We start from the raw sequence: 18,656 nt of genomic DNA, 5'->3' as shown, positions 1-18,656 counted from the left end.
GTTCAGTATACATGATGTCGTCAATTATCGTCAACTAGCTGGAAATTAATTAGTGACCTCTACGCCATTTCTCAAACAATTGTTTGAGCTCTTTAGACAAATTATTATCTAGCGAGTTCCTTGTAGGGGATGCGCTCTCACCTATTTTGCGACGTAATTCTTTATCGTTTTCTTTAATCTTTTCGAGTAGCTCACGCGCCGAAAGTCGCAAGGCCCCTTTTCCAAATATCACATTCTGTTCCGTCATATCTGAAGTAGCCACATATACCCGCTTCCTTCTGCCAATCATTTCACTAACCAAGCTTTCAATCAGCTCATCTGCTGTTTCCTTCTCTTTGGTGTAAACTATGCGCAGCTTGCTCATCTCATATTTACCCCCGAGTCCAGGAATATGATAAGCATCAAAGACAAGACACACTTGAATACCTGTAAAAGCTTGATAATCAGCAAGCATGTGAATCAGCTGATCACGCGCCTCTTCCAGATTAATATCCTTTAGTTTAACCAATTGCGGCCACGCACCTATGATGTTATAGCCATCCACAACAAGGAATTCGTTCATGCTTCCACGCTCTTTATTTCTTAATATGCCGCTGGCGGACAGCTTCGTACAAAATGACCGACGCTGCAACTGAGGCATTCAATGAATTAATTTGGCCAAACATCGGGAGCTTAATTAGAAAATCGCATTTTTCTTTAATTAGTCGCCCTATGCCATTGCCTTCATTACCAATAACAATAGCTAGCGGAATGGTCAAATCATTCTGGTATACGGTACTCTTAGCATCACCATCTGCTCCAGCGATCCATACCCCTTTTTTCTTCAAAGCCTCAATAGTTTGCGCAATATTAGTTACTTTCGCGACGGGTACATACTCGATCGCACCGGCTGAGGTTTTGGCAACTGTAGCGGTTAATCCAACCGATCTCCGTTTGGGAATAATTACACCATGTACACCTGTACAATCTGCCGATCTCAGAATCGAGCCTAAATTATGCGGATCTTCGATCTCATCCAAGATGAGAATTAATGGTTCTTGGCCTTTTTCTTTGGCAATCCGCAGGATATCCTCTACTTCTACATAATCATATGCGGCAACTTGAGCAACCACTCCCTGGGTCTGCACCCCTTCGAGCATTTGGTCAATTTTGCGGCGATCTGCGGTTTGCACAAGAATGCCTAGTTCTTTGGCTTCAGCAATAATCGGTCCCGAATAATGCTTTTGTGCGTTATCGGCAATCCATATTTTATTAATCGTCCGGCCGGCTCTCATGGCTTCTAAGATAGGGTGCTTGCCTCCGATATATTCTTCCGAGCTTTTCTGATCTTCCATTCGTTAGCTTCCCCCCGTTACAGTCATCATCATTAAAGTTTGCAGTCTTTCATATTCTTTTTGATAGTACAAGTAACCAATTAAGCATTCAAAAGCTGTGCTATGTCGATATTCCAGAACATCTGCATTTCGCGGGACACTACCTGACTTAGCGTTGCGGCCTCTTTTGACCATATCGATTTCTTCCTCTGTTAACAGCGGCAGCCATTGGGTTAAAGCTTTAGATTGGGCACGCGCTGATACAAATGTAGAAGACTGCTTGTGTAAATGATGGGGACGATGATTCGTTAAGGAAATCATGTATTGCCGAATAAAAACCTCATAAATCGCATCGCCGATATAGGCCAATACCAAGGGATTTAGATGCTTCGGTTCTTTAGCAGGAGGAAAAGAGAATAGGTTCCAGTCCATAGTATTCACTCACTTCCGCCGCCAGCGAATGCCTTGAGGTGTATCTTCAAGCACAATCCCTTTTTCTACGAGCAGGTCTCTGATCTCATCCGCCAGCTTCCAATTCTTAGTTGCTCTTGCTTCAACACGCTGTTCCATTAAACGCTCGATTTCTTCATCCAAAAGATTGGACTTGGGTTCTTCTAGTATACCCAATACAGCGTCCATCGTTTTAAATTGCTCTAATATAAGGTTTAATGTAGCTGCTGTCACATTGGTTTGTTGTAAATATTGATTGGTTTCATTCACCAGGTCGAACATAGCAGTTACCGCATCCGCAGTATTGAAGTCATCATCCATTTTTTGCATAAAATAATCTAGTGTCGCACGGATAGCAGTTTCAAACTTAAGCTCTGCAGCTGCATCCGTTGCTTTTGATTCCAGATCATTCTGCAATCTATGCTGTACATTAGCTACACAATTATTTAACCGCTCTAAGCTGCTTTGCGCCTGTTGGATCAAGTCGTCACTGTAGCTTAACGGATTCCGGTAATGCGCCGATAACACGAAAAAACGAATGACATGTGAACCGACATTTTTCAACAAATCACGTACATTGAAGCCATTGCCGAGCGATTTGGACATTTTCTGATCGTTGATGTTGATATAGCCGTTGTGCATCCAATAATTGGCCATGGGTTGACCGCTCAGGGACTCGGTTTGGGCAATTTCACATTCATGATGCGGGAACTGCAAATCCTGCCCTCCACCATGGATGTCAATCGTCGTTCCGAGATACTTCTTAACCAAAGCTGAGCATTCAATATGCCAGCCTGGCCTGCCTTCTCCCCAAGGACTAGACCAAGAAATTTCGTTTGGCTTCGCTTTTTTCCAAAGCACAAAATCCTGAGGCTGCTCCTTGCGCTCATCCACCTCTACACGAATCCCAAATTGCAGTTCATCTAAGTTTTGTCGAGAAAGCTTCCCATATTCAGCAAATTTATCTGTTCGAAAATAAACATCTCCGCCGCTTTCATAAGCGAGGTCCTTAGCAACAAGCTCAGCAATAAATGCCACAATTTCATCCATATTATCCGTTACACGCGGATGAATCGCTTCATGAATACCTAATCCTTTGCTATCTTCCAAAAAGGCAGTAATAAATTGTTCACCAACAGCTGAAACATCCGTATTTAATTGCTCTGCTTTGCGAATCATTTTATCGTCTACATCGGTAATGTTCACTACATAGGTCACATCATAACCCAAGATGGTCAAATAACGTCTTGCCACATCAAAAAATATCGAAGGTCTGGCATTCCCGATATGAATATAGTCGTACACCGTCGGGCCGCAAACATACATTTTGACTTTACCTGGCTCTATAGATTGAAACGTGTCTTTCTTACGCGTTAAAGTATTATAAATTTTAAGTGTCATCCTAAGCTGTTCCTCCATGTTCTCGTTTAAGTAGCTTATCTTGCGCTTCTATTTGCTGCTTCAGTGCATCTATTTGCAGCTGCAGCTGTTTGCATAAGTCCATTACAGGATCTACATTTTTATCTTGATCCAAACGGCCCGTTACTCGCACACCATTGCGTTTGACGATCTTGCCTGGAATCCCGACTACCGTTGAGTTCGATGGCACTTCAATAAGCACTACAGAATTAGCGCCAATTCGTGAATTATCACCGACCGTAAAGGAGCCTACCACCTTAGCCCCTGCAGAGATCACAACATTATTACCAATTGTAGGATGGCGCTTTTCACCTTTTTCTTTGCCGGTTCCTCCTAAGGTGACCCCTTGATATAGCAGAACATCATCCCCAATTACGCACGTTTCACCGATGACAACACCCATCCCATGATCAATGAAAAAGCGTTGCCCAATTCGAGCTCCAGGGTGAATCTCAATTCCTGTTACAAAGCGGCTGCATTGAGAGATAAAGCGGGCTAAGGTATAAAGCTTTCTCAGATATAACCAATGAGCTATACGATGCGACCAAATAGCATGCAGTCCTGAGTAAGTAAACAATACTTCAAATATACCGCGGGCTGCTGGGTCATTATCAAATACCGCTTTTATATCCGATCGAATCTTTGCAAACATGTTCATTCCCCTTTTTCTGCTAACAGGTAACAATCTCCCCATTAACAGTATCGCTCAATAAACACAAAAAGCCCCCGCAGCAATTATGCTGCAGAGGCGTAAATTACGCGGTTCCACTCTGCTTGACACCCAATAGAAAGGTAGTCTCTTGAAAGCTGATATCGGGAGCAACCCGGTTCAAGCCATGAATAAACACTCATGGTTAGATCTGCTCACAGATGCATTTCCGCACAAGGGGAGTAGATATTTCACAGCCGAGCTGCAGATACAGTTAACGTGCAATTCATGCCCGTACCTTGTCGCAGTCGAATATCCTCTCTGGAAAACCCTTCTTGTATCGTACTTGTCTGATCATCGCGTTCTTTAATAAGATTATGGATTATAGTATACCGAATAAGTTGATCTATGACAATATTTTCTGTAGGCGAGCGATGACTTTATTTTTCCCGAGCAGGAATAAGGAAGCATTTAAATCTGGACCATGTGCATGACCCGTCAATGCGACACGAATCGACATAAACAAAGGTTTGCCTTTAAAGCCAGTTTCCGCTTGGACCTGCTTCATCATCACTTGGACTGCGCTTGCTTCCAAAATTTCGATCTGTTCCACCTGTGCAAGAAAGCTTTTTAAGATAATCGGCACATATTCTTCGGTTAATAATGCCTGCGCTTCTTCATCTAAATGTAACTCTTCAGCGAAAAACACCTCGGAGTGCTCTACGATCTCTGCTGCAGCCTTAAGTTTATCGCGATTCAAGGCAACTAGCGCCGTGATCCACTCGAGTAAAGCAGCATCTACTTCTGTCGGAACAAGACCCGCTTTTTGCAAGTGCGGAATGCAAAGATCTACCAATTCAGGCAGCTCAAGCGCCTTGATATAGTGGCCGTTGATATGGCTGAGCTTGTTCGTATCGAATACAGCAGGGCTTTTGGAAAGACGGCTGGCTGTGAAAATTCCGATTAATTCCTCACGGGAGAAAATCTCTTGTTCGCCAACTGGAGACCAGCCTAGTAAGACGATAAAGTTAAACAATGCTTCCGGTAAATAACCCAAATCATCATATTGAGAAATAAATTGCACAATGGATTCATCGCGCTTACTAAGCTTTTTATGGTGCTCGTTGACAATAAGTGTCATATGCCCAAAAATAGGCGGCTCCCAGCCAAGCGCTTCATAGATCATCAGCTGCCGCGGTGTATTAGAAATATGATCCTCCCCGCGTAAAACGTGAGAGATCTTCATTAATTCATCATCAATAACTACAGCAAAATTGTATGTTGGAATACCGTCTTTTTTGACAATGACAAAATCGCCAATCCCATCGCCTTCAAAAGAAATCGTTCCTTTAACCATGTCATCGAAAGTATAGGTTTGGCCTGCCTTTACACGGAAACGCACGCTTGGTTTGCGCCCTTCCGCTTCAAAAGCAAGCTGCTGCTCTGTAGTCAGGTTGCTATGTTTGCCTGCATAATGAGGGGTTTCGCCACGAGCCGTTTGCTCTTCCCGCTCCAGCTCCAATTCCTCTTCCGTACAGTAACACTTATAAGCTAGATTTTGCTCTATAAGCTGCTGCCAATATTTATTGTAAATCTCGATTCGCTCTGTTTGTCTATAAGGACCGTATGGACCTCCAACGTCAATGCTTTCATCCCAGTCGATACCGAGCCAACGTAAATATTTAAGCTGACTTTCTTCGCCGCCCTCCACATTGCGTTTCACATCTGTATCTTCTATACGAATGATGAATTTACCGTTTAAATTACGTGCAAATAAATAATTAAATAAGGCTGTTCTGGCATTGCCTATATGAAGATGTCCGGTTGGACTGGGTGCATAACGTACACGTACTTCTTTAGTCATTTTGATATCCCCTTTAGTTTCCTACTGTAAATCGTTAATTCCATCGATCATAGCATATTCTTAACTAGACAAACAACCGCTTGCGCCGCAATACCTTCTCCACGGCCGGTAAACCCCAGCTTCTCGGTTGTTGTTGCTTTCACATTCACTTGTGAGGCTTCGGCCCCTAGAGCTTTGGCAATTACTTCGACCATTTGCGGAATATAGGGAGCCATCTTTGGCTGTTGGGCAATGATCGTTGCATCTAAATTGCCCAAACGATAACCTCGTTCAATAGCAAAATTCCAAACATGCAGCAGTAATTTCAAGCTGTCCGCATCTTTAAAGTCAGGATCCGTATCTGGAAAATGCTTGCCGATATCCCCCATTGCTAATGCGCCTAATATTGCATCACTTATAGTATGGAGCAGCACATCTGCATCGGAATGCCCTAACAGCCCTAGTTCAAAAGGAATATCCACACCACCGATGATACATTTACGCCCTGCTACTAATTGATGCACATCAAAGCCTTGTCCAATCCGAATCATTATTTATTCTCCCCTTTATCTCGCTGAATGCTGAACTCTGCCCATGTTAAATCCTCTGGTGTCGTAATTTTTATATTGGTATAGCTGCCTTCGACAATAGCCACTTTGCTTCCCAATCGTTCCAGCAGCATAGCATCATCTGTGCCTATAAATTCGTCTGCCTCAGCCTGCTCATGCGCATTTATTAAATCCCCAAGCCGAAAAGCCTGTGGGGTTTGGATCGCCCACAAGCTCCGCCGATTCGGCGTTGATTCAATATATCCAGCATAATCTACTACTTTAATGGTATCTTTGACTGGAACTGCCAGTACGGCTGCTCCCTCTTGAATGGCTTGCTGCCAGCAGGCTAAGACATCACGCCTTGTAACAAAAGGGCGTACTCCATCGTGGACCAATACCCAATTGGTATCAAGCGGTAAGGCGCGAAGACCTTTTAGAACGGAAGCTTGCCGCTCGCTGCCACCGCTAAGAATCTGGCTAACTTTAGTAAGCTTGTATTGCTCTGTATATTGCTCACAGCGACTTTCATCACCTGCACCGATAACTAAAACGATACTGGATACCTCAGCTATATTCTGAAAAACCTCTAATGTATGTACAAGAATTGGCTTATGATCCATAAGCAAGTACTGCTTGCTTTCCGTTGATCCCATACGCGAGCCCTTGCCTGCGGCTACTACAACAACTCCGAACTGCTGATTCATCCCTCTAACTCCTGCCCAATATACGATACTATCCTGTTACTATAGTAATCGTTTTATTGCGCTTTTTCCAACAATTTCGGTTTGGCGAAGATCATCCGTCCTGCTGAGGTTTGCAGCACACTGGTTACCATAACCTCCATCGTATGTCCGATATACTCACGGCCGCCTTCCACGACAATCATTGTGCCATCATCCAGATAGGCCACACCCTGTCCATGCTCCTTACCATCTTTAATAACCTGAACGATAATTTCCTCACCCGGCAATACTACGGGCTTGACTGCGTTGGCCAAGTCATTAATGTTAAGCACCGATACCCCTTGAAGTTCACATACCTTATTTAGGTTGAAATCATTAGTGATAACCTTGCCATGCAGCACCTTAGCCAAACGGATAAGCTTGCTATCCACTTCACTAATTTCTTCAAAATCACCTTCATAAATCATCACTTTGACTTCAAGCTCTTTTTGAATTTTGTTCAAAATGTCGAGCCCTCTACGCCCGCGATTACGTTTCAGCAGATCTGAAGAATCGGCAATATGCTGCAGTTCTTCTAGAACGAATTCGGGGATAACCAACGTTCCTTCAATAAATCCTGTTTTACAAATATCAGCAATTCTGCCGTCAATAATGACGCTTGTATCTAAAATCTTGTGCTCTTCATATAGCGGCCTCTCATTTTCAGTGCTCTTGCTTGCTTGAAATAAGGTCATAAATGAAGATACATCTTCTCTGCGCGAGTAGCCTAAACGAATTCCAATGCTACCGAGAACTATAGTCATCATCACTGGCAAAACCGCCCCTCCCATGTCTAACCTTCCTAATGACGGAAATAACAAAACTGAGACGAATAAACCAAGAATAAGTCCCACTGTCGCTGCAATTAAATCCGAAATCGGAAAGCTGGCTACCTTTGCCTCCCCTTTATGAATCAGCCATCCACCCAAGCGATCTACCCAAGAGGCAATGACATAAAATAAAAGAGCTCCCAAAAGCATCATCCAAAAAGCTTGTCCTCTAAACTCCACTACACCCAGCAGACCATTCCACTGGAATCCAATAATTCCTCCTAGCATCGCACATAAAAACTTTATCCATTTCTTAAACATGGCTGCACCTCTTTCGTAAGCATGAATTCTTTACAATTATGAACATAAACTTGGGATACTAAACCTCCAAAACAGATGAATCCAATAGGATTGGAGAAAAAAATAAGCATTTATTCCCTAATGTAGGGGAATAAATGCTTTTTATTGGGATGTATTAAGTTTTGATTGTGAAGAAGTTACCTAAAGTTGAGAATCAGAGCGAGCGGCTTCTTTGGCTTCTCGGCTTCTTTTTCTAAGTGGGCGGAACAGCCGCTCAACGTTTTTTTTTAGCCCATAGAGCGCGTAGATAACTAAAGGTATGAAAATCATTTTAGATAAGGAGCTCGGGAATTGGATGGCTAATACAACAGCAGCTATGACAATAATCGGTGTTATCCAAATAGCTGCCTTAGGAATTCCTGATCTTTTGAAATTTGGATATTTAACTCGGCTGACCATCAAGAAGGATAACAGCAATGTGCTGATCAATAGAACATAGGGAGATAATTCTTTAGAGAATAAAGCTAGTGTTGCTAATATTCCACCTGCTGCAGGAATCGGAAGCCCAATGAAATAGCCAGGTGTTCCCGCAACTACATTAAACCTAGCTAAACGCAAAGCTCCGCAAATTGGGAAAATCGCTGTTACAATCCAAGTGGTTGGTTCATTAATCGACACTGCATCTTTAAAAGCAACAACGTACATGATGAAGGCTGGAGCTACACCAAACGAAATCACGTCAGAAAGCGAATCCAATTCTTTGCCAAACTCACTTTGGGCATTTAAAGCTCTTGCTACTCTGCCATCCAAGCCATCCATTAACATCGCTATAATGACAAACATTGCCGCTAATGGCGGATTTTCATTAAACACCAAGATAATAGCAACAATTCCCAAGAAAAGGTTACCTATGGTAAACATATTGGGAACAGAATTTCTGATCATCAGTTAACCACCTTGTTTCATTCTTACTGCATACGGACAACTTGTTAAATCTTGCCTGTTAGCAGTATAACACTAATCGTTAAATTATATTAAAATTAGATATGTCTGTCAATGAACATCTGATCTTTTATTCGCGTCAGTCCTTCTTTAATTGCACGTGCTCGGACTTCGCCAATCCCATCTACCTCATCTAATTCCTTGATAGATGCTGCTAATATAGGCTTCAAATGCTTGAAGTTTTCAACTAAATTCGCAATGATAATTGCTGGTAACCTTGGAATTTTATTCAATACCCGAAAGCCTCTTGGAGCTACAATCTCCTCTAAGCTTGCGTTTGTTGAAGGGAAACCGAGCAAACGAACAATCACTTGATAATCCAAGAGTTCTTCGGTACTCAATCGCTTCATGGCTACTTTCATTTCTTTAACTTTCTCTTCACTCGAATCGCGACAATAATCCTTCAGCAATAGTAAAGCATCATGCTCTGTTTTGGCAACCAGCTCATCTAATTGCATACGGATCAATCGACCTTCGGTTCCAAGCTCGATGATATAACGATTGATTTCCAATTTAATTCTTAGCACCATTTCCACACGTCGCAGTGTTACGGCAACATCATGTAGAGTGACCAATTCTTCGAATTCCAATGCACTTAAATTAGTCATGACTTGATCGAGCACGACTTTATATTTTTCCAGCGTCTGTATCGCTTGATTGGCTTTGGTTAAAATAACGGCTAAATCCTTCAAGGAATAGCGTAAATTGCCCTGATATAAAGTAATCACGTTGCGGCGCTGTGAAATCGAGATAACCAAATTCCCTGTTTGTTTAGCTACCCGCTCCGCAGTTCGATGGCGAATTCCCGTTTCGATAGAGCTGATGGCAGAATCAGGGATTAATTGTGTGTTCGCATAAAGGATCCGTTTCACATCATCGCTGAGAATAATCGCTCCGTCCATTTTGGCAAGCTCATACAAATAGTTGGGCGAAAATTCACAATTTATCGAGAATCCTCCGTCAACAATCCCCATCACTTCGGGATTATAGCCAACAACTATCAATGCGCCGGTTTTAGCACGAAGTACATTCTCTAACCCATCACGAAATGCCGTGCCTGGCGCTACCATGGGTAACAAATCATAAATGACATCTTGCTTGCTATCCTCTTTAACCATATCTACCCCCCTCTACTAAGGTTATTCACGAAATGCTACTTTTAGTGCCTCTGCTACAGTCTGAACTCCGATTACTTCGATACCTGACGGCGGTGTCCAACCCTTTAAGCTTTTTTCTGGCATGATTACGCGCTTGAATCCGAGCTTGTGTGCTTCCTTCACTCTTTGATCGACTCGCGATACCCCTCTCACTTCGCCTGTAAGCCCAATTTCACCGAAGACCACATCATAGGGCTGTGTGGGTTGGTCGCGAAAGCTTGAGGCAATACTGACGGCAACAGCGAGGTCTACAGCAGGCTCATCCAGCTTAACTCCACCAGCTAAATTGATATAGGCATCCTGATTTTGCAGAAAGAAACCAATCCGTTTTTCTAAAACGGCAATTATTAACGACAATCGATTGTGTTCAATACCCGTCGACATTCTTCGCGGCGATGGAAAGTTGGTCGCACAGACAAGCGCTTGCAGTTCAACCAGTACAGGTCTCGTACCTTCCATGCTTGCTACAACTATTGATCCAGCCACACCTAAAGGACGCTCTGAGAGGAATAGCTCGGATGGATTATTAACTTCTCTAAGCCCATCCTCGGTCATTTCAAAAATCCCAATTTCATTCGTCGAACCAAAGCGATTTTTGACAGCCCGCAACAGGCGATAAGTATGATGGCGTTCCCCTTCAAAATAGAGCACACAATCCACCATATGCTCCAGCATTCGCGGCCCAGCAATAGCGCCATCTTTGGTAACGTGCCCCACCAATACTGTGGCAATCCCCTTCACCTTAGCAATACGCATAAAATGAGAGGTGCATTCACGTACCTGTGAAACACTTCCTGGCGCAGAAGCGATGGTTGGATGGTACACGGTTTGAATTGAATCAATGACCAAAAATTGCGGCTGTACTTGTTCGATCGCTTCCATTATAAACTCGAGGTTCGTCTCACAAAGCACATAAAGTAAAGGAGAGAGCGCATTTAATCGCTCTGCGCGAATTTTCGTTTGTTTGGCAGATTCTTCCCCCGAAATATATAAAACCTTTAGCCCTTTTTGTGTAAGCTCATGAGAGGTTTGCAATAAAAGCGTTGATTTCCCAATCCCCGGATCTCCACCAACTAAAATCAACGAGCCAGGCACTACACCTCCGCCGAGCACTCGATTCAATTCTAAGTTATTCGTTACAATCCGTTGATCGCTGACACTTTCAATATCCAGAATCGAAATCGCTTTTTCCTGGGAGCGTAAAAACGGTGTATTCATTCCCTGTGTCTTGACTTCTGTAGTCTCCAGCTCTTCGACAAAGCTATTCCAAGCCTGGCAGCTCGTGCACTTCCCTAACCATTTAGCGGACTCAAACCCGCATTCCTGACAAAAAAACTTTGTTTTTACCTTTGCCATCTGTTTTCTCCTAATGATACTAATTGTATTCAAGTTTACCACTTTGGCGGAGGGGTGAAAAGCCCATCTAGCGATTCAGCAAAAAAATAAAAGCTACTCCTAACCACGTTAAGGTGGTCGGGAATAGCTTTTTTATGGGAAGAAGATTATTTCTTTGCAACTACTTCTTTAGTGTCCTTGGTATTCGCCAAGTTGTTAAGCACAACTAGCTCGCCATCTTTCACTTCAAAAGTAAGGGAGTCACCTTTGGCAATGTTACCTTTTAGCAGCTCTTCAGAAAGATGATCCTCAATATGCTTCTGAATCGCTCTGCGAAGCGGACGTGCTCCGTATGTTGGATCAAAGCCTGCATTAGCTAGGAATTTCTTCGCTTCATCGCTTAATGAGAAATCAATATCTTGCTCTTTCAGACGAAGGCGTAAGTCTTCAGCCATCAAACTTACAATCTTTAGAATATGCTCTTCATCCAAGGAATGGAAGACAATGGATTCATCTATCCGATTTAAAAACTCGGGACGGAAGCTTTTCTTCAACTCGGCAAGGACTTTTTCCTTCATATTCGTGTAATCTTTTCCACCATCTTGAGCGGCCGTGAAACCCAATGAAGAATTCTTCTTAATCATCTCGGCTCCAACATTAGAGGTCATGATAATTAAAGTATTGCGGAAATCGACAGTACGGCCTTTGGAATCGGTTAAGCGTCCATCCTCCAACACTTGCAATAGAATATTGAAAACCTCTGGATGGGCTTTTTCAATCTCATCCAACAAGACTACAGAATACGGCTTGCGACGAACCTTCTCGGTTAATTGTCCGCCTTCTTCATAGCCAACATAACCTGGAGGCGCTCCAACCAAACGTGAAGTGGAATGCTTCTCCATGTACTCGGACATATCAATTCGAATTACAGCATTCTCATCACCAAACATCGCTCCAGCTAATGCTCTAGCCAGCTCTGTTTTACCAACGCCTGTTGGGCCTAAGAAGATAAAGGATCCCATTGGACGTCTTGGGTCTTTAAGACCTGCACGTGCACGGCGAATTGCGCGACTAACTGATTTAACAGCTTCGTCTTGACCAATGACTCTTTCATGAAGAATCGACTCCATTTTTAGCAAGCGCTCCGTTTCTTCTTCCTTCAACTGACTGACTGGAATTCCTGTCCAGCTTGCAACAATTTGCGCGATATCCTCAGGCGTGACCTCAGAATCTGTTCTGCCTTGCTTTTCTTTCCACTCATTCTTCGTAATATCCAGCTCTTCACGAAGCTTTTGCTCATTGTCACGTAATGCAGCTGCTTTTTCAAACTCTTGGCTTTGCACAGCAGAATCTTTTTCCTTACGGACATCTTCTAGCTTGCTTTCCATTTGCTTCAAGGAAGGTGGTACTGTATAAGAACGCAAACGTACTTTCGAGCCAGCTTCATCAATTAAATCAATCGCTTTGTCTGGTAAGAAACGATCTGTAATGTAGCGATCGGATAGCTTAACAGCTTCATAGATAGCTGCATCTGTGATTTTCACACGGTGATGGGCTTCATAGCGGTCACGTAGTCCGAACAAAATTTGGACTGCTTCGTCTTTAGTAGGCTCATCAACCTGAATCGGTTGAAAACGTCTTTCCAAAGCGGCATCTTTTTCAATATATTTACGGTATTCATCTAATGTAGTCGCACCAATACATTGTAATTCACCACGTGCTAATGCTGGTTTTAGAATATTAGAAGCGTCAATGGCACCTTCTGCACCGCCTGCACCAATTAAAGTGTGCAATTCATCGATGAATAGAATGATATTCCCTGCAGTCCGGATCTCATCCATAATCTTCTTCAAACGATCTTCAAATTCTCCACGATATTTAGTACCAGCTACCACAGAGCCCATATCCAGCGTCATAACTCTCTTGTCGCGCAAGGTTTCTGGAATTTCATTGTTAATAATCTTCTGAGCTAGCCCTTCAGCAACCGCTGTTTTACCAACACCAGGCTCGCCGATCAATACAGGATTGTTCTTAGTACGACGACTTAGGACCTGAATCACGCGCTCAATTTCTTTACTGCGTCCAATAACGGGATCCAAATGGCCTTCTTTAGCAAAAGCTGTTAAATCGCGTGCTAGACCATCCAGAGTAGGCGTATTAACGTTGGCTGGACTGCCGTGGTGAGAAGAGACCACTTCACTGCTTCCCAACAATTGCAAAACCTGTTGACGTGCTTTATTTAAAGAAACACCTAAATTATTAAGTACTCTTGCCGCTACACCTTCGCCTTCGCGAATTAAACCAAGCAGAATATGCTCTGTGCCTACGTACGTATGTCCCAGTTTACGGGCTTCGTCCATGGAAAGCTCAATAACCTTCTTAGCACGGGGAGTGTAAGCAATATTAGTCGGCTGCTCCTGGCCTCTGCCAATCAAAGACTCGACTTCATCCTGAATTTTCTCTAAACCGAGGTTTAAGGCGATTAAGGCTTTTGCAGCAATTCCTTCGCTTTCACGAATCAATCCCAATAAAATATGCTCTGTACCGATATTATTATGACCAAGACGGACCGCTTCTTCTTGTGCTAAAGCAAGCACCTTTTGTGCTCGTTCCGTGAATCTACCAAACATCATAAGAATGCACCTCCATGAATTAGTATACCATATTACTTAGCGAATTGAGCGCGTATCATTTCGGCGCGTCTGATATCTCTTTCCTCGGCTGATAGCTTATGCCCCGCATCCTGTTGAAGGAATCCGGGCTGTGTCATAACAAGCATTTCATTGAGAACACTGCTGGAAACATTCGGTATCATCTCGAGGTCGACCCCTAATCTAACATCCGAAAGTCTTTGTGCAGCTTCCTTAGAATCCATAATAACAGCATGTGACAATATTCCAAAGGAACGACTGACTCTATCATTGATCCAATGCTTGGATTCCGAAAGAAGCTTCTGTCTTGCCGCTCTTTCGTGCTCAATAATTTGTCTTACCACACTATATAAATTATCAATAATTTCTTCTTCCGATTGGCCCAGAGTGATCTGGTTCGAAATTTGAAATAAATTGCCTATAGCCTCGCTGCCTTCACCATAAAGCCCTCTAACAGCTAAACCAACTTGTGTGATCGCTGATAAAATACGATTGATTTGCTGGGTAAGCACCAAAGCTGGTAGATGAAGCATGACTGAAGCACGAATCCCTGTCCCTACATTGGTTGGACAACTCGTTAGATAACCTCTTTTTTCGTCAAAGGCGTATTCCAATTGATTCTCAAATACATCATCAATTTGATTAGCCATATCCCACGCTTCCCTAATCTGAAAGCCTGGACTCATGCATTGAATTCGCAAATGATCTTCTTCATTTATCATAATACTGATCGATTCATTTTCGTTCAGCATCACAGCTCCATTACGTGAATCGTTGGCTAGCGATGGGCTGATTAAATGCTTTTCCACCAGCACCATTTTCTCAAGTTCCTTCATATCCGATAGGTGAATGAATTCAAAGTGGCTGATCGTTTCCAGCTCCTCATTCCGCGAAGCTTCCTCTACTTGATCCAACACTTCCTTGGATTGCTGATTGGTTGCAAGCATCGGAAAGGAAAAAGGCCGCAGGTTACGAGCAATTCGAATTCGGCTGCTTATGACAATATCGGAATCCGGACCCTCGCGTTTCATCCAATCACTTAATGCATTATCCGTAAAACGGCCTAATGTCATGGCAACACCTCCTCTAGAATTTAAAAAATGAATTTCATAGCGTGTAAGTCGAGAAACTACGCTAGAGCTCAATGAGCTTCTTCTCTAATTCACGAATTTGATCTCTCACTGTTGCCGCATGCTCAAATTCTTCATTTTCTATACGATCAAGCAGTTCTTTCTTAAGGAGCTCGATTTCTCTTTTATATTGTATAAGTCCACCGGAGCGTTTAGGCACTTTACCAACATGACCTATATTTCCATGTACTCTTTTGATTAATGGATCCAAACGGTCAGAAAAATGAGTATAACAGGAGCTACAGCCAAATCTGCCTAATTTACTGAATTGTGCATACGTTAAACCACATTGCTCACAACGCAGGGGTACTGTTTTAACACCTAATCCCTTAGCTATACTTGGATCAAAAGCTAGAAGCCCCGATAACAAGTTATGGATTGAGAACCCATTTGGTGTGCCCGGAATCATCTCGCCTTTCTCGCGAGCACAAGCTTCACATATATGGAATTCCGTCTTTTCTCCGTTTACAATCTTCGTAAAATGTAAGGTGGAAGGTCTCTTTTCACATTCCTGACAAAGCATTGGTCTCAATCCCCCCAATCGTTCATTAAGCCAAATTATTACTTACTAAGTAAAGCAGTTAGCATAACCTTTAACAAGCTGGCACGAAATTCATCGCGAAAAGGAAGCTTAAATAGCAGAACATCACGCGATAAGGCTGCTTGAATCAGCTTTGCCTCCCGAAGGGTAATATATTCCCCTTCTTTCAATTGATATAACAAACCTTCCGATGTTGTTTGATCGATATGTCCACCTATAGTGCAAGAGATATGATCAAAAATCGAGCCGTGTGAAGTTAACTCCACCTGTTGAATCCGGATGTAGCCACCACCGCCGCGTTTGCTTTCCACGATATAACCCTTCTCAAACGTAAACCGCGTGCTAATCACGTAGTTAATTTGTGACGGAACACATTGAAACTGATCGGCTAAATCATTCCGCTGGATTTCGATAATCCCAAGCGGGCTTTGCAGCAATATCTGCTTAAGATACTGCTCGATCACTTCAGAAGCATTTCGCATCAATTTCATCCCCCAATTCCAGAACAAATTGACTTTGACTTTCTTTGACCTTAACTACATTATAGCACTAATTTTTAATTTGCCAAGTGCTTTGTCGAACCAATCTGAGTTTACTAATTCTCATCCTTATTTATTCCCATTATAGACAGATAATATCGCTTTATATAGGAAGAATCAAATGGCAGCAGATAACGAAAAAAAGCCTTCTGGGAATAAACCCAAAAGGCTTTTTGTTTTGCTTGGCAACGTCCTACTCTCCCAGAACCCTGCGGTTCAAGTACCCTTGGCGCTGGAGGGCTTAACGGTCGTGTTCGAGATGGGAACGCGTGGTTCCCCTCCGCCATCATTACCAAACGCGGTGCAATTCAAGGATTATTCCCTGAAAACTAGAAACGAAGCAAAAAGTTGTGAAACATCCAGGTAACACACTGCTTCTTATACATGACTGCATAAGAAGTCTTATTGGGGTAAGCCCTCGACCGATTAGTATTTGTCAGCTCCATACATTGCTGCACTTCCACCTCAAACCTATCAACCTCGTGGTCTACAAGGGGTCTTACATACTGGGAAATCTCATCTTGAGGGGGGCTTCACGCTTAGATGCTTTCAGCGCTTATCCCGTCCGTTCTTGGCTACCCAGCGATGCTCCTGGCGGAACAACTGGTACACCAGCGGAACGTCCATCCCGGTCCTCTCGTACTAAGGACAGCTCCTCTCAAATTTCCTGCGCCCACGACAGATAGGGACCGAACTGTCTCACGACGTTCTGAACCCAGCTCGCGTACCGCTTTAATGGGCGAACAGCCCAACCCTTGGGACCTACTTCAGCCCCAGGATGCGATGAGCCGACATCGAGGTGCCAAACCTCCCCGTCGATGTGGACTCTTGGGGGAGATAAGCCTGTTATCCCCAGGGTAGCTTTTATCCGTTGAGCGATGGCCCTTCCATTCGGAACCACCGGATCACTAAGCCCGACTTTCGTCCCTGCTCGACTTGTTGGTCTCGCAGTCAAGCTCCCTTATGCCTTTGCACTCTTCGAATGATTTCCAACCATTCTGAGGGAACCTTGGGGCGCCTCCGTTACACTTTAGGAGGCGACCGCCCCAGTCAAACTGTCCACCTAACACGGTCCCTTGCCCCGGTTCAGGGGCATAGGTTAGAACCTAGGTAGGATCAGGGTGGTATCCCAACGTCACCTCCACACAAGCTGGCGCTCATGTCTCAAAGGTTCCCACCTATCCTGTACAGATCATACCCAAATTCAATATTAAGTTACAGTAAAGCTCCATGGGGTCTTTCCGTCTTGTCGCGGGTAACCTGCATCTTCACAGGTATTAAAATTTCACCGGATCTCTCGTTGAGACAGCGCCCAAGTCGTTACGCCATTCGTGCGGGTCAGAATTTACCTGACAAGGAATTTCGCTACCTTAGGACCGTTATAGTTACGGCCGCCGTTTACTGGGGCTTCAATTCATAGCTTCGCCTTGCGGCTTACCACTCCTCTTAACCTTCCAGCACCGGGCAGGCGTCAGCCCGTATACTTCGCCTTACGGCTTCGCACAGACCTGTGTTTTTGCTAAACAGTCGCTTGGGCCTTTTCACTGCGGCCCCCTCGGGCTATTCACCCTACCGAGGCACCTCTTCTCCCGAAGTTACGAGGTCATTTTGCCGAGTTCCTTAACGAGAGTTGTTCCGCGCGCCTTAGAATACTCTTCTCGCCCACCTGTGTCGGTTTGCGGTACGGGCACCTTCTCCCTGGCTAGAGGCTTTTCTTGGCAGCTTGAGTACATGATCTTCGGTACTGTAATTTTCCCTCCGCATCACAGCCTAGCCTAACAAAGTGCGGATTTGCCTACACTTTAGCCTCACTGCTTGCACAGACACTTCCATCCGTCTGCATCTTTCCCCTTCTGCGTCACCCCATTGCTCATAACGGTTCACGGTGGTACTGGAATTTCAACCAGTTGTCCATCCACTACGCCTTTCGGCCTCGCGTTAGGTCCCGACTTACCCTGAGAGGACGAGCCTTCCTCAGGAACCCTTAGGCTTTCGGCGGACAAGATTCTCACTTGTCTTTTCGTTACTTATACCGGCATTCTCACTTGTCTACTCTCCAGCGCTCCTTACGGTACACCTTCTCAGCATAGACAACGCTCCCCTACCAAACAACACCATAAGTGTTGAGTCCATAGCTTCGGTGGCGTGTTTAGCCCCGTTACATTTTCGGCGCAGAGTCACTCGACCAGTGAGCTATTACGCACTCTTTCAATGGTGGCTGCTTCTAAGCCAACATCCTGGTTGTCTTTGCAACTCCACATCCTTTCCCACTTAACACACACTT

Annotated in this window: 16 protein-coding genes and 2 rRNA genes (1 of these 18 only partly in view); all 18 read right to left on the bottom strand. The window is 43.9% G+C overall.

Annotation, left to right across the window (positions count from 1 at the left end; all coding sequences use genetic code 11):
- Positions 1-49 precede the first annotated feature (49 nt).
- Complete coding sequence (locus EHS13_RS01040; RefSeq protein ID WP_155698533.1) at positions 50-562, bottom strand: NYN domain-containing protein; 513 nt, start codon at positions 560-562, stop codon at positions 50-52.
- 13 nt (positions 563-575) lie between these two features.
- On the bottom strand, positions 576-1,334 hold the full coding sequence (rlmB, locus tag EHS13_RS01035; RefSeq protein ID WP_155698531.1) for a 23S rRNA (guanosine(2251)-2'-O)-methyltransferase RlmB: 759 nt from the start codon (positions 1,332-1,334) through the stop codon (positions 576-578).
- Between the two features lie 3 nt (positions 1,335-1,337).
- The gene (locus EHS13_RS01030; protein WP_155698529.1) at positions 1,338-1,745 is read right to left on the bottom strand and encodes a Mini-ribonuclease 3; all 408 of its coding nucleotides are present in this window, start codon (positions 1,743-1,745) and stop codon (positions 1,338-1,340) included.
- Between the two features lie 9 nt (positions 1,746-1,754).
- Positions 1,755-3,164, bottom strand: a complete 1,410-nt coding sequence (gene cysS, locus EHS13_RS01025; protein WP_155698527.1) for a cysteine--tRNA ligase — start codon at positions 3,162-3,164, stop codon at positions 1,755-1,757.
- A 1-nt stretch (position 3,165) separates the two neighbouring features.
- The gene (gene cysE / locus EHS13_RS01020; RefSeq protein WP_155698525.1) at positions 3,166-3,834 is read right to left on the bottom strand and encodes a serine O-acetyltransferase; all 669 of its coding nucleotides are present in this window, start codon (positions 3,832-3,834) and stop codon (positions 3,166-3,168) included.
- A gap of 403 nt (positions 3,835-4,237) precedes the next feature.
- Positions 4,238-5,695, bottom strand: coding sequence for a glutamate--tRNA ligase (gene gltX, locus EHS13_RS01015; protein WP_155698524.1), 1,458 nt, complete (start codon positions 5,693-5,695; stop codon positions 4,238-4,240).
- Positions 5,696-5,742: 47 nt separating this feature from the next.
- Entirely contained in the window at positions 5,743-6,225 is a 483-nt protein-coding gene (ispF, locus tag EHS13_RS01010) for a 2-C-methyl-D-erythritol 2,4-cyclodiphosphate synthase (RefSeq protein WP_155698522.1), read from the bottom strand.
- On the bottom strand, positions 6,225-6,929 hold the full coding sequence (gene ispD / locus EHS13_RS01005) for a 2-C-methyl-D-erythritol 4-phosphate cytidylyltransferase (RefSeq protein WP_155698521.1): 705 nt from the start codon (positions 6,927-6,929) through the stop codon (positions 6,225-6,227). The genes ispF and ispD overlap by 1 nt, the downstream gene beginning before the upstream one ends.
- 53 nt (positions 6,930-6,982) lie before the next feature.
- The gene (locus EHS13_RS01000) at positions 6,983-8,038 is read right to left on the bottom strand and encodes a PIN/TRAM domain-containing protein (protein WP_155698519.1); all 1,056 of its coding nucleotides are present in this window, start codon (positions 8,036-8,038) and stop codon (positions 6,983-6,985) included.
- A gap of 180 nt (positions 8,039-8,218) precedes the next feature.
- Complete coding sequence (gene pssA, locus EHS13_RS00995) at positions 8,219-8,962, bottom strand: CDP-diacylglycerol--serine O-phosphatidyltransferase (protein ID WP_155698517.1); 744 nt, start codon at positions 8,960-8,962, stop codon at positions 8,219-8,221.
- Between the two features lie 95 nt (positions 8,963-9,057).
- Positions 9,058-10,137 carry a DNA integrity scanning diadenylate cyclase DisA gene (gene disA / locus EHS13_RS00990; RefSeq protein ID WP_155698515.1) on the bottom strand — a complete coding sequence of 360 codons (1,080 nt, stop codon included), beginning with the start codon at positions 10,135-10,137 and terminating at the stop codon, positions 9,058-9,060.
- 21 nt (positions 10,138-10,158) lie between these two features.
- Positions 10,159-11,532, bottom strand: a complete 1,374-nt coding sequence (gene radA / locus EHS13_RS00985; protein WP_155698513.1) for a DNA repair protein RadA — start codon at positions 11,530-11,532, stop codon at positions 10,159-10,161.
- A 146-nt stretch (positions 11,533-11,678) separates the two neighbouring features.
- Entirely contained in the window at positions 11,679-14,144 is a 2,466-nt protein-coding gene (locus EHS13_RS00980; RefSeq protein ID WP_155698511.1) for an ATP-dependent Clp protease ATP-binding subunit, read from the bottom strand.
- 32 nt (positions 14,145-14,176) lie between these two features.
- Positions 14,177-15,235: a protein-arginine kinase McsB gene (locus EHS13_RS00975; RefSeq protein WP_155698509.1), complete on the bottom strand. Its 1,059-nt coding sequence runs from the start codon at positions 15,233-15,235 to the stop codon at positions 14,177-14,179.
- Positions 15,236-15,296: 61 nt separating this feature from the next.
- Complete coding sequence (locus EHS13_RS00970; RefSeq protein ID WP_155698507.1) at positions 15,297-15,815, bottom strand: protein-arginine kinase activator protein McsA; 519 nt, start codon at positions 15,813-15,815, stop codon at positions 15,297-15,299.
- Positions 15,816-15,853: 38 nt separating this feature from the next.
- The gene (locus EHS13_RS00965) at positions 15,854-16,315 is read right to left on the bottom strand and encodes a CtsR family transcriptional regulator (protein WP_155705181.1); all 462 of its coding nucleotides are present in this window, start codon (positions 16,313-16,315) and stop codon (positions 15,854-15,856) included.
- 237 nt (positions 16,316-16,552) lie between these two features.
- Positions 16,553-16,669, bottom strand: a 5S ribosomal RNA gene (gene rrf / locus EHS13_RS00960).
- A 109-nt stretch (positions 16,670-16,778) separates the two neighbouring features.
- Positions 16,779-18,656: ribosomal RNA gene (locus EHS13_RS00955) — 23S ribosomal RNA — on the bottom strand; it runs 1,048 nt beyond the window's last position.

The sequence above is a fragment of the Paenibacillus psychroresistens genome (assembly GCF_009728935.1).
Lineage (GTDB): Bacteria > Bacillota > Bacilli > Paenibacillales > NBRC-103111 > Paenibacillus_AC > Paenibacillus_AC psychroresistens.
The sequence above is the reverse complement of the archived record's forward strand: the minus strand, read 5'-3'. Positions and strand labels throughout refer to the sequence as shown.

Excerpts from the sequence above, each read along its gene's own strand:
- radA (WP_155698513.1), bottom strand. The coding sequence starts at position 11,532 with ATGGCAAAGGTAAAAACAAAGTTTTTTTGTCAGGAATGCGGGTTTGAG.
- ispF (WP_155698522.1), bottom strand. The coding sequence starts at position 6,225 with ATGATTCGGATTGGACAAGGCTTTGATGTGCATCAATTAGTAGCAGGG.
- rlmB (WP_155698531.1), bottom strand. The coding sequence starts at position 1,334 with ATGGAAGATCAGAAAAGCTCGGAAGAATATATCGGAGGCAAGCACCCT.
- pssA (WP_155698517.1), bottom strand. The coding sequence starts at position 8,962 with ATGATCAGAAATTCTGTTCCCAATATGTTTACCATAGGTAACCTTTTC.
- cysS (WP_155698527.1), bottom strand. The coding sequence starts at position 3,164 with ATGACACTTAAAATTTATAATACTTTAACGCGTAAGAAAGACACGTTT.
- gltX (WP_155698524.1), bottom strand. The coding sequence starts at position 5,695 with ATGACTAAAGAAGTACGTGTACGTTATGCACCCAGTCCAACCGGACAT.
- disA (WP_155698515.1), bottom strand. The coding sequence starts at position 10,137 with ATGGTTAAAGAGGATAGCAAGCAAGATGTCATTTATGATTTGTTACCC.
- EHS13_RS01040 (WP_155698533.1), bottom strand. The coding sequence starts at position 562 with ATGAACGAATTCCTTGTTGTGGATGGCTATAACATCATAGGTGCGTGG.
- ispD (WP_155698521.1), bottom strand. The coding sequence starts at position 6,929 with ATGAATCAGCAGTTCGGAGTTGTTGTAGTAGCCGCAGGCAAGGGCTCG.
- EHS13_RS00980 (WP_155698511.1), bottom strand. The coding sequence starts at position 14,144 with ATGATGTTTGGTAGATTCACGGAACGAGCACAAAAGGTGCTTGCTTTA.
- cysE (WP_155698525.1), bottom strand. The coding sequence starts at position 3,834 with ATGTTTGCAAAGATTCGATCGGATATAAAAGCGGTATTTGATAATGAC.
- EHS13_RS01000 (WP_155698519.1), bottom strand. The coding sequence starts at position 8,038 with ATGTTTAAGAAATGGATAAAGTTTTTATGTGCGATGCTAGGAGGAATT.
- EHS13_RS00975 (WP_155698509.1), bottom strand. The coding sequence starts at position 15,235 with ATGACATTAGGCCGTTTTACGGATAATGCATTAAGTGATTGGATGAAA.
- EHS13_RS00965 (WP_155705181.1), bottom strand. The coding sequence starts at position 16,315 with ATGCGAAATGCTTCTGAAGTGATCGAGCAGTATCTTAAGCAGATATTG.
- EHS13_RS00970 (WP_155698507.1), bottom strand. The coding sequence starts at position 15,815 with ATGCTTTGTCAGGAATGTGAAAAGAGACCTTCCACCTTACATTTTACG.
- EHS13_RS01030 (WP_155698529.1), bottom strand. The coding sequence starts at position 1,745 with ATGGACTGGAACCTATTCTCTTTTCCTCCTGCTAAAGAACCGAAGCAT.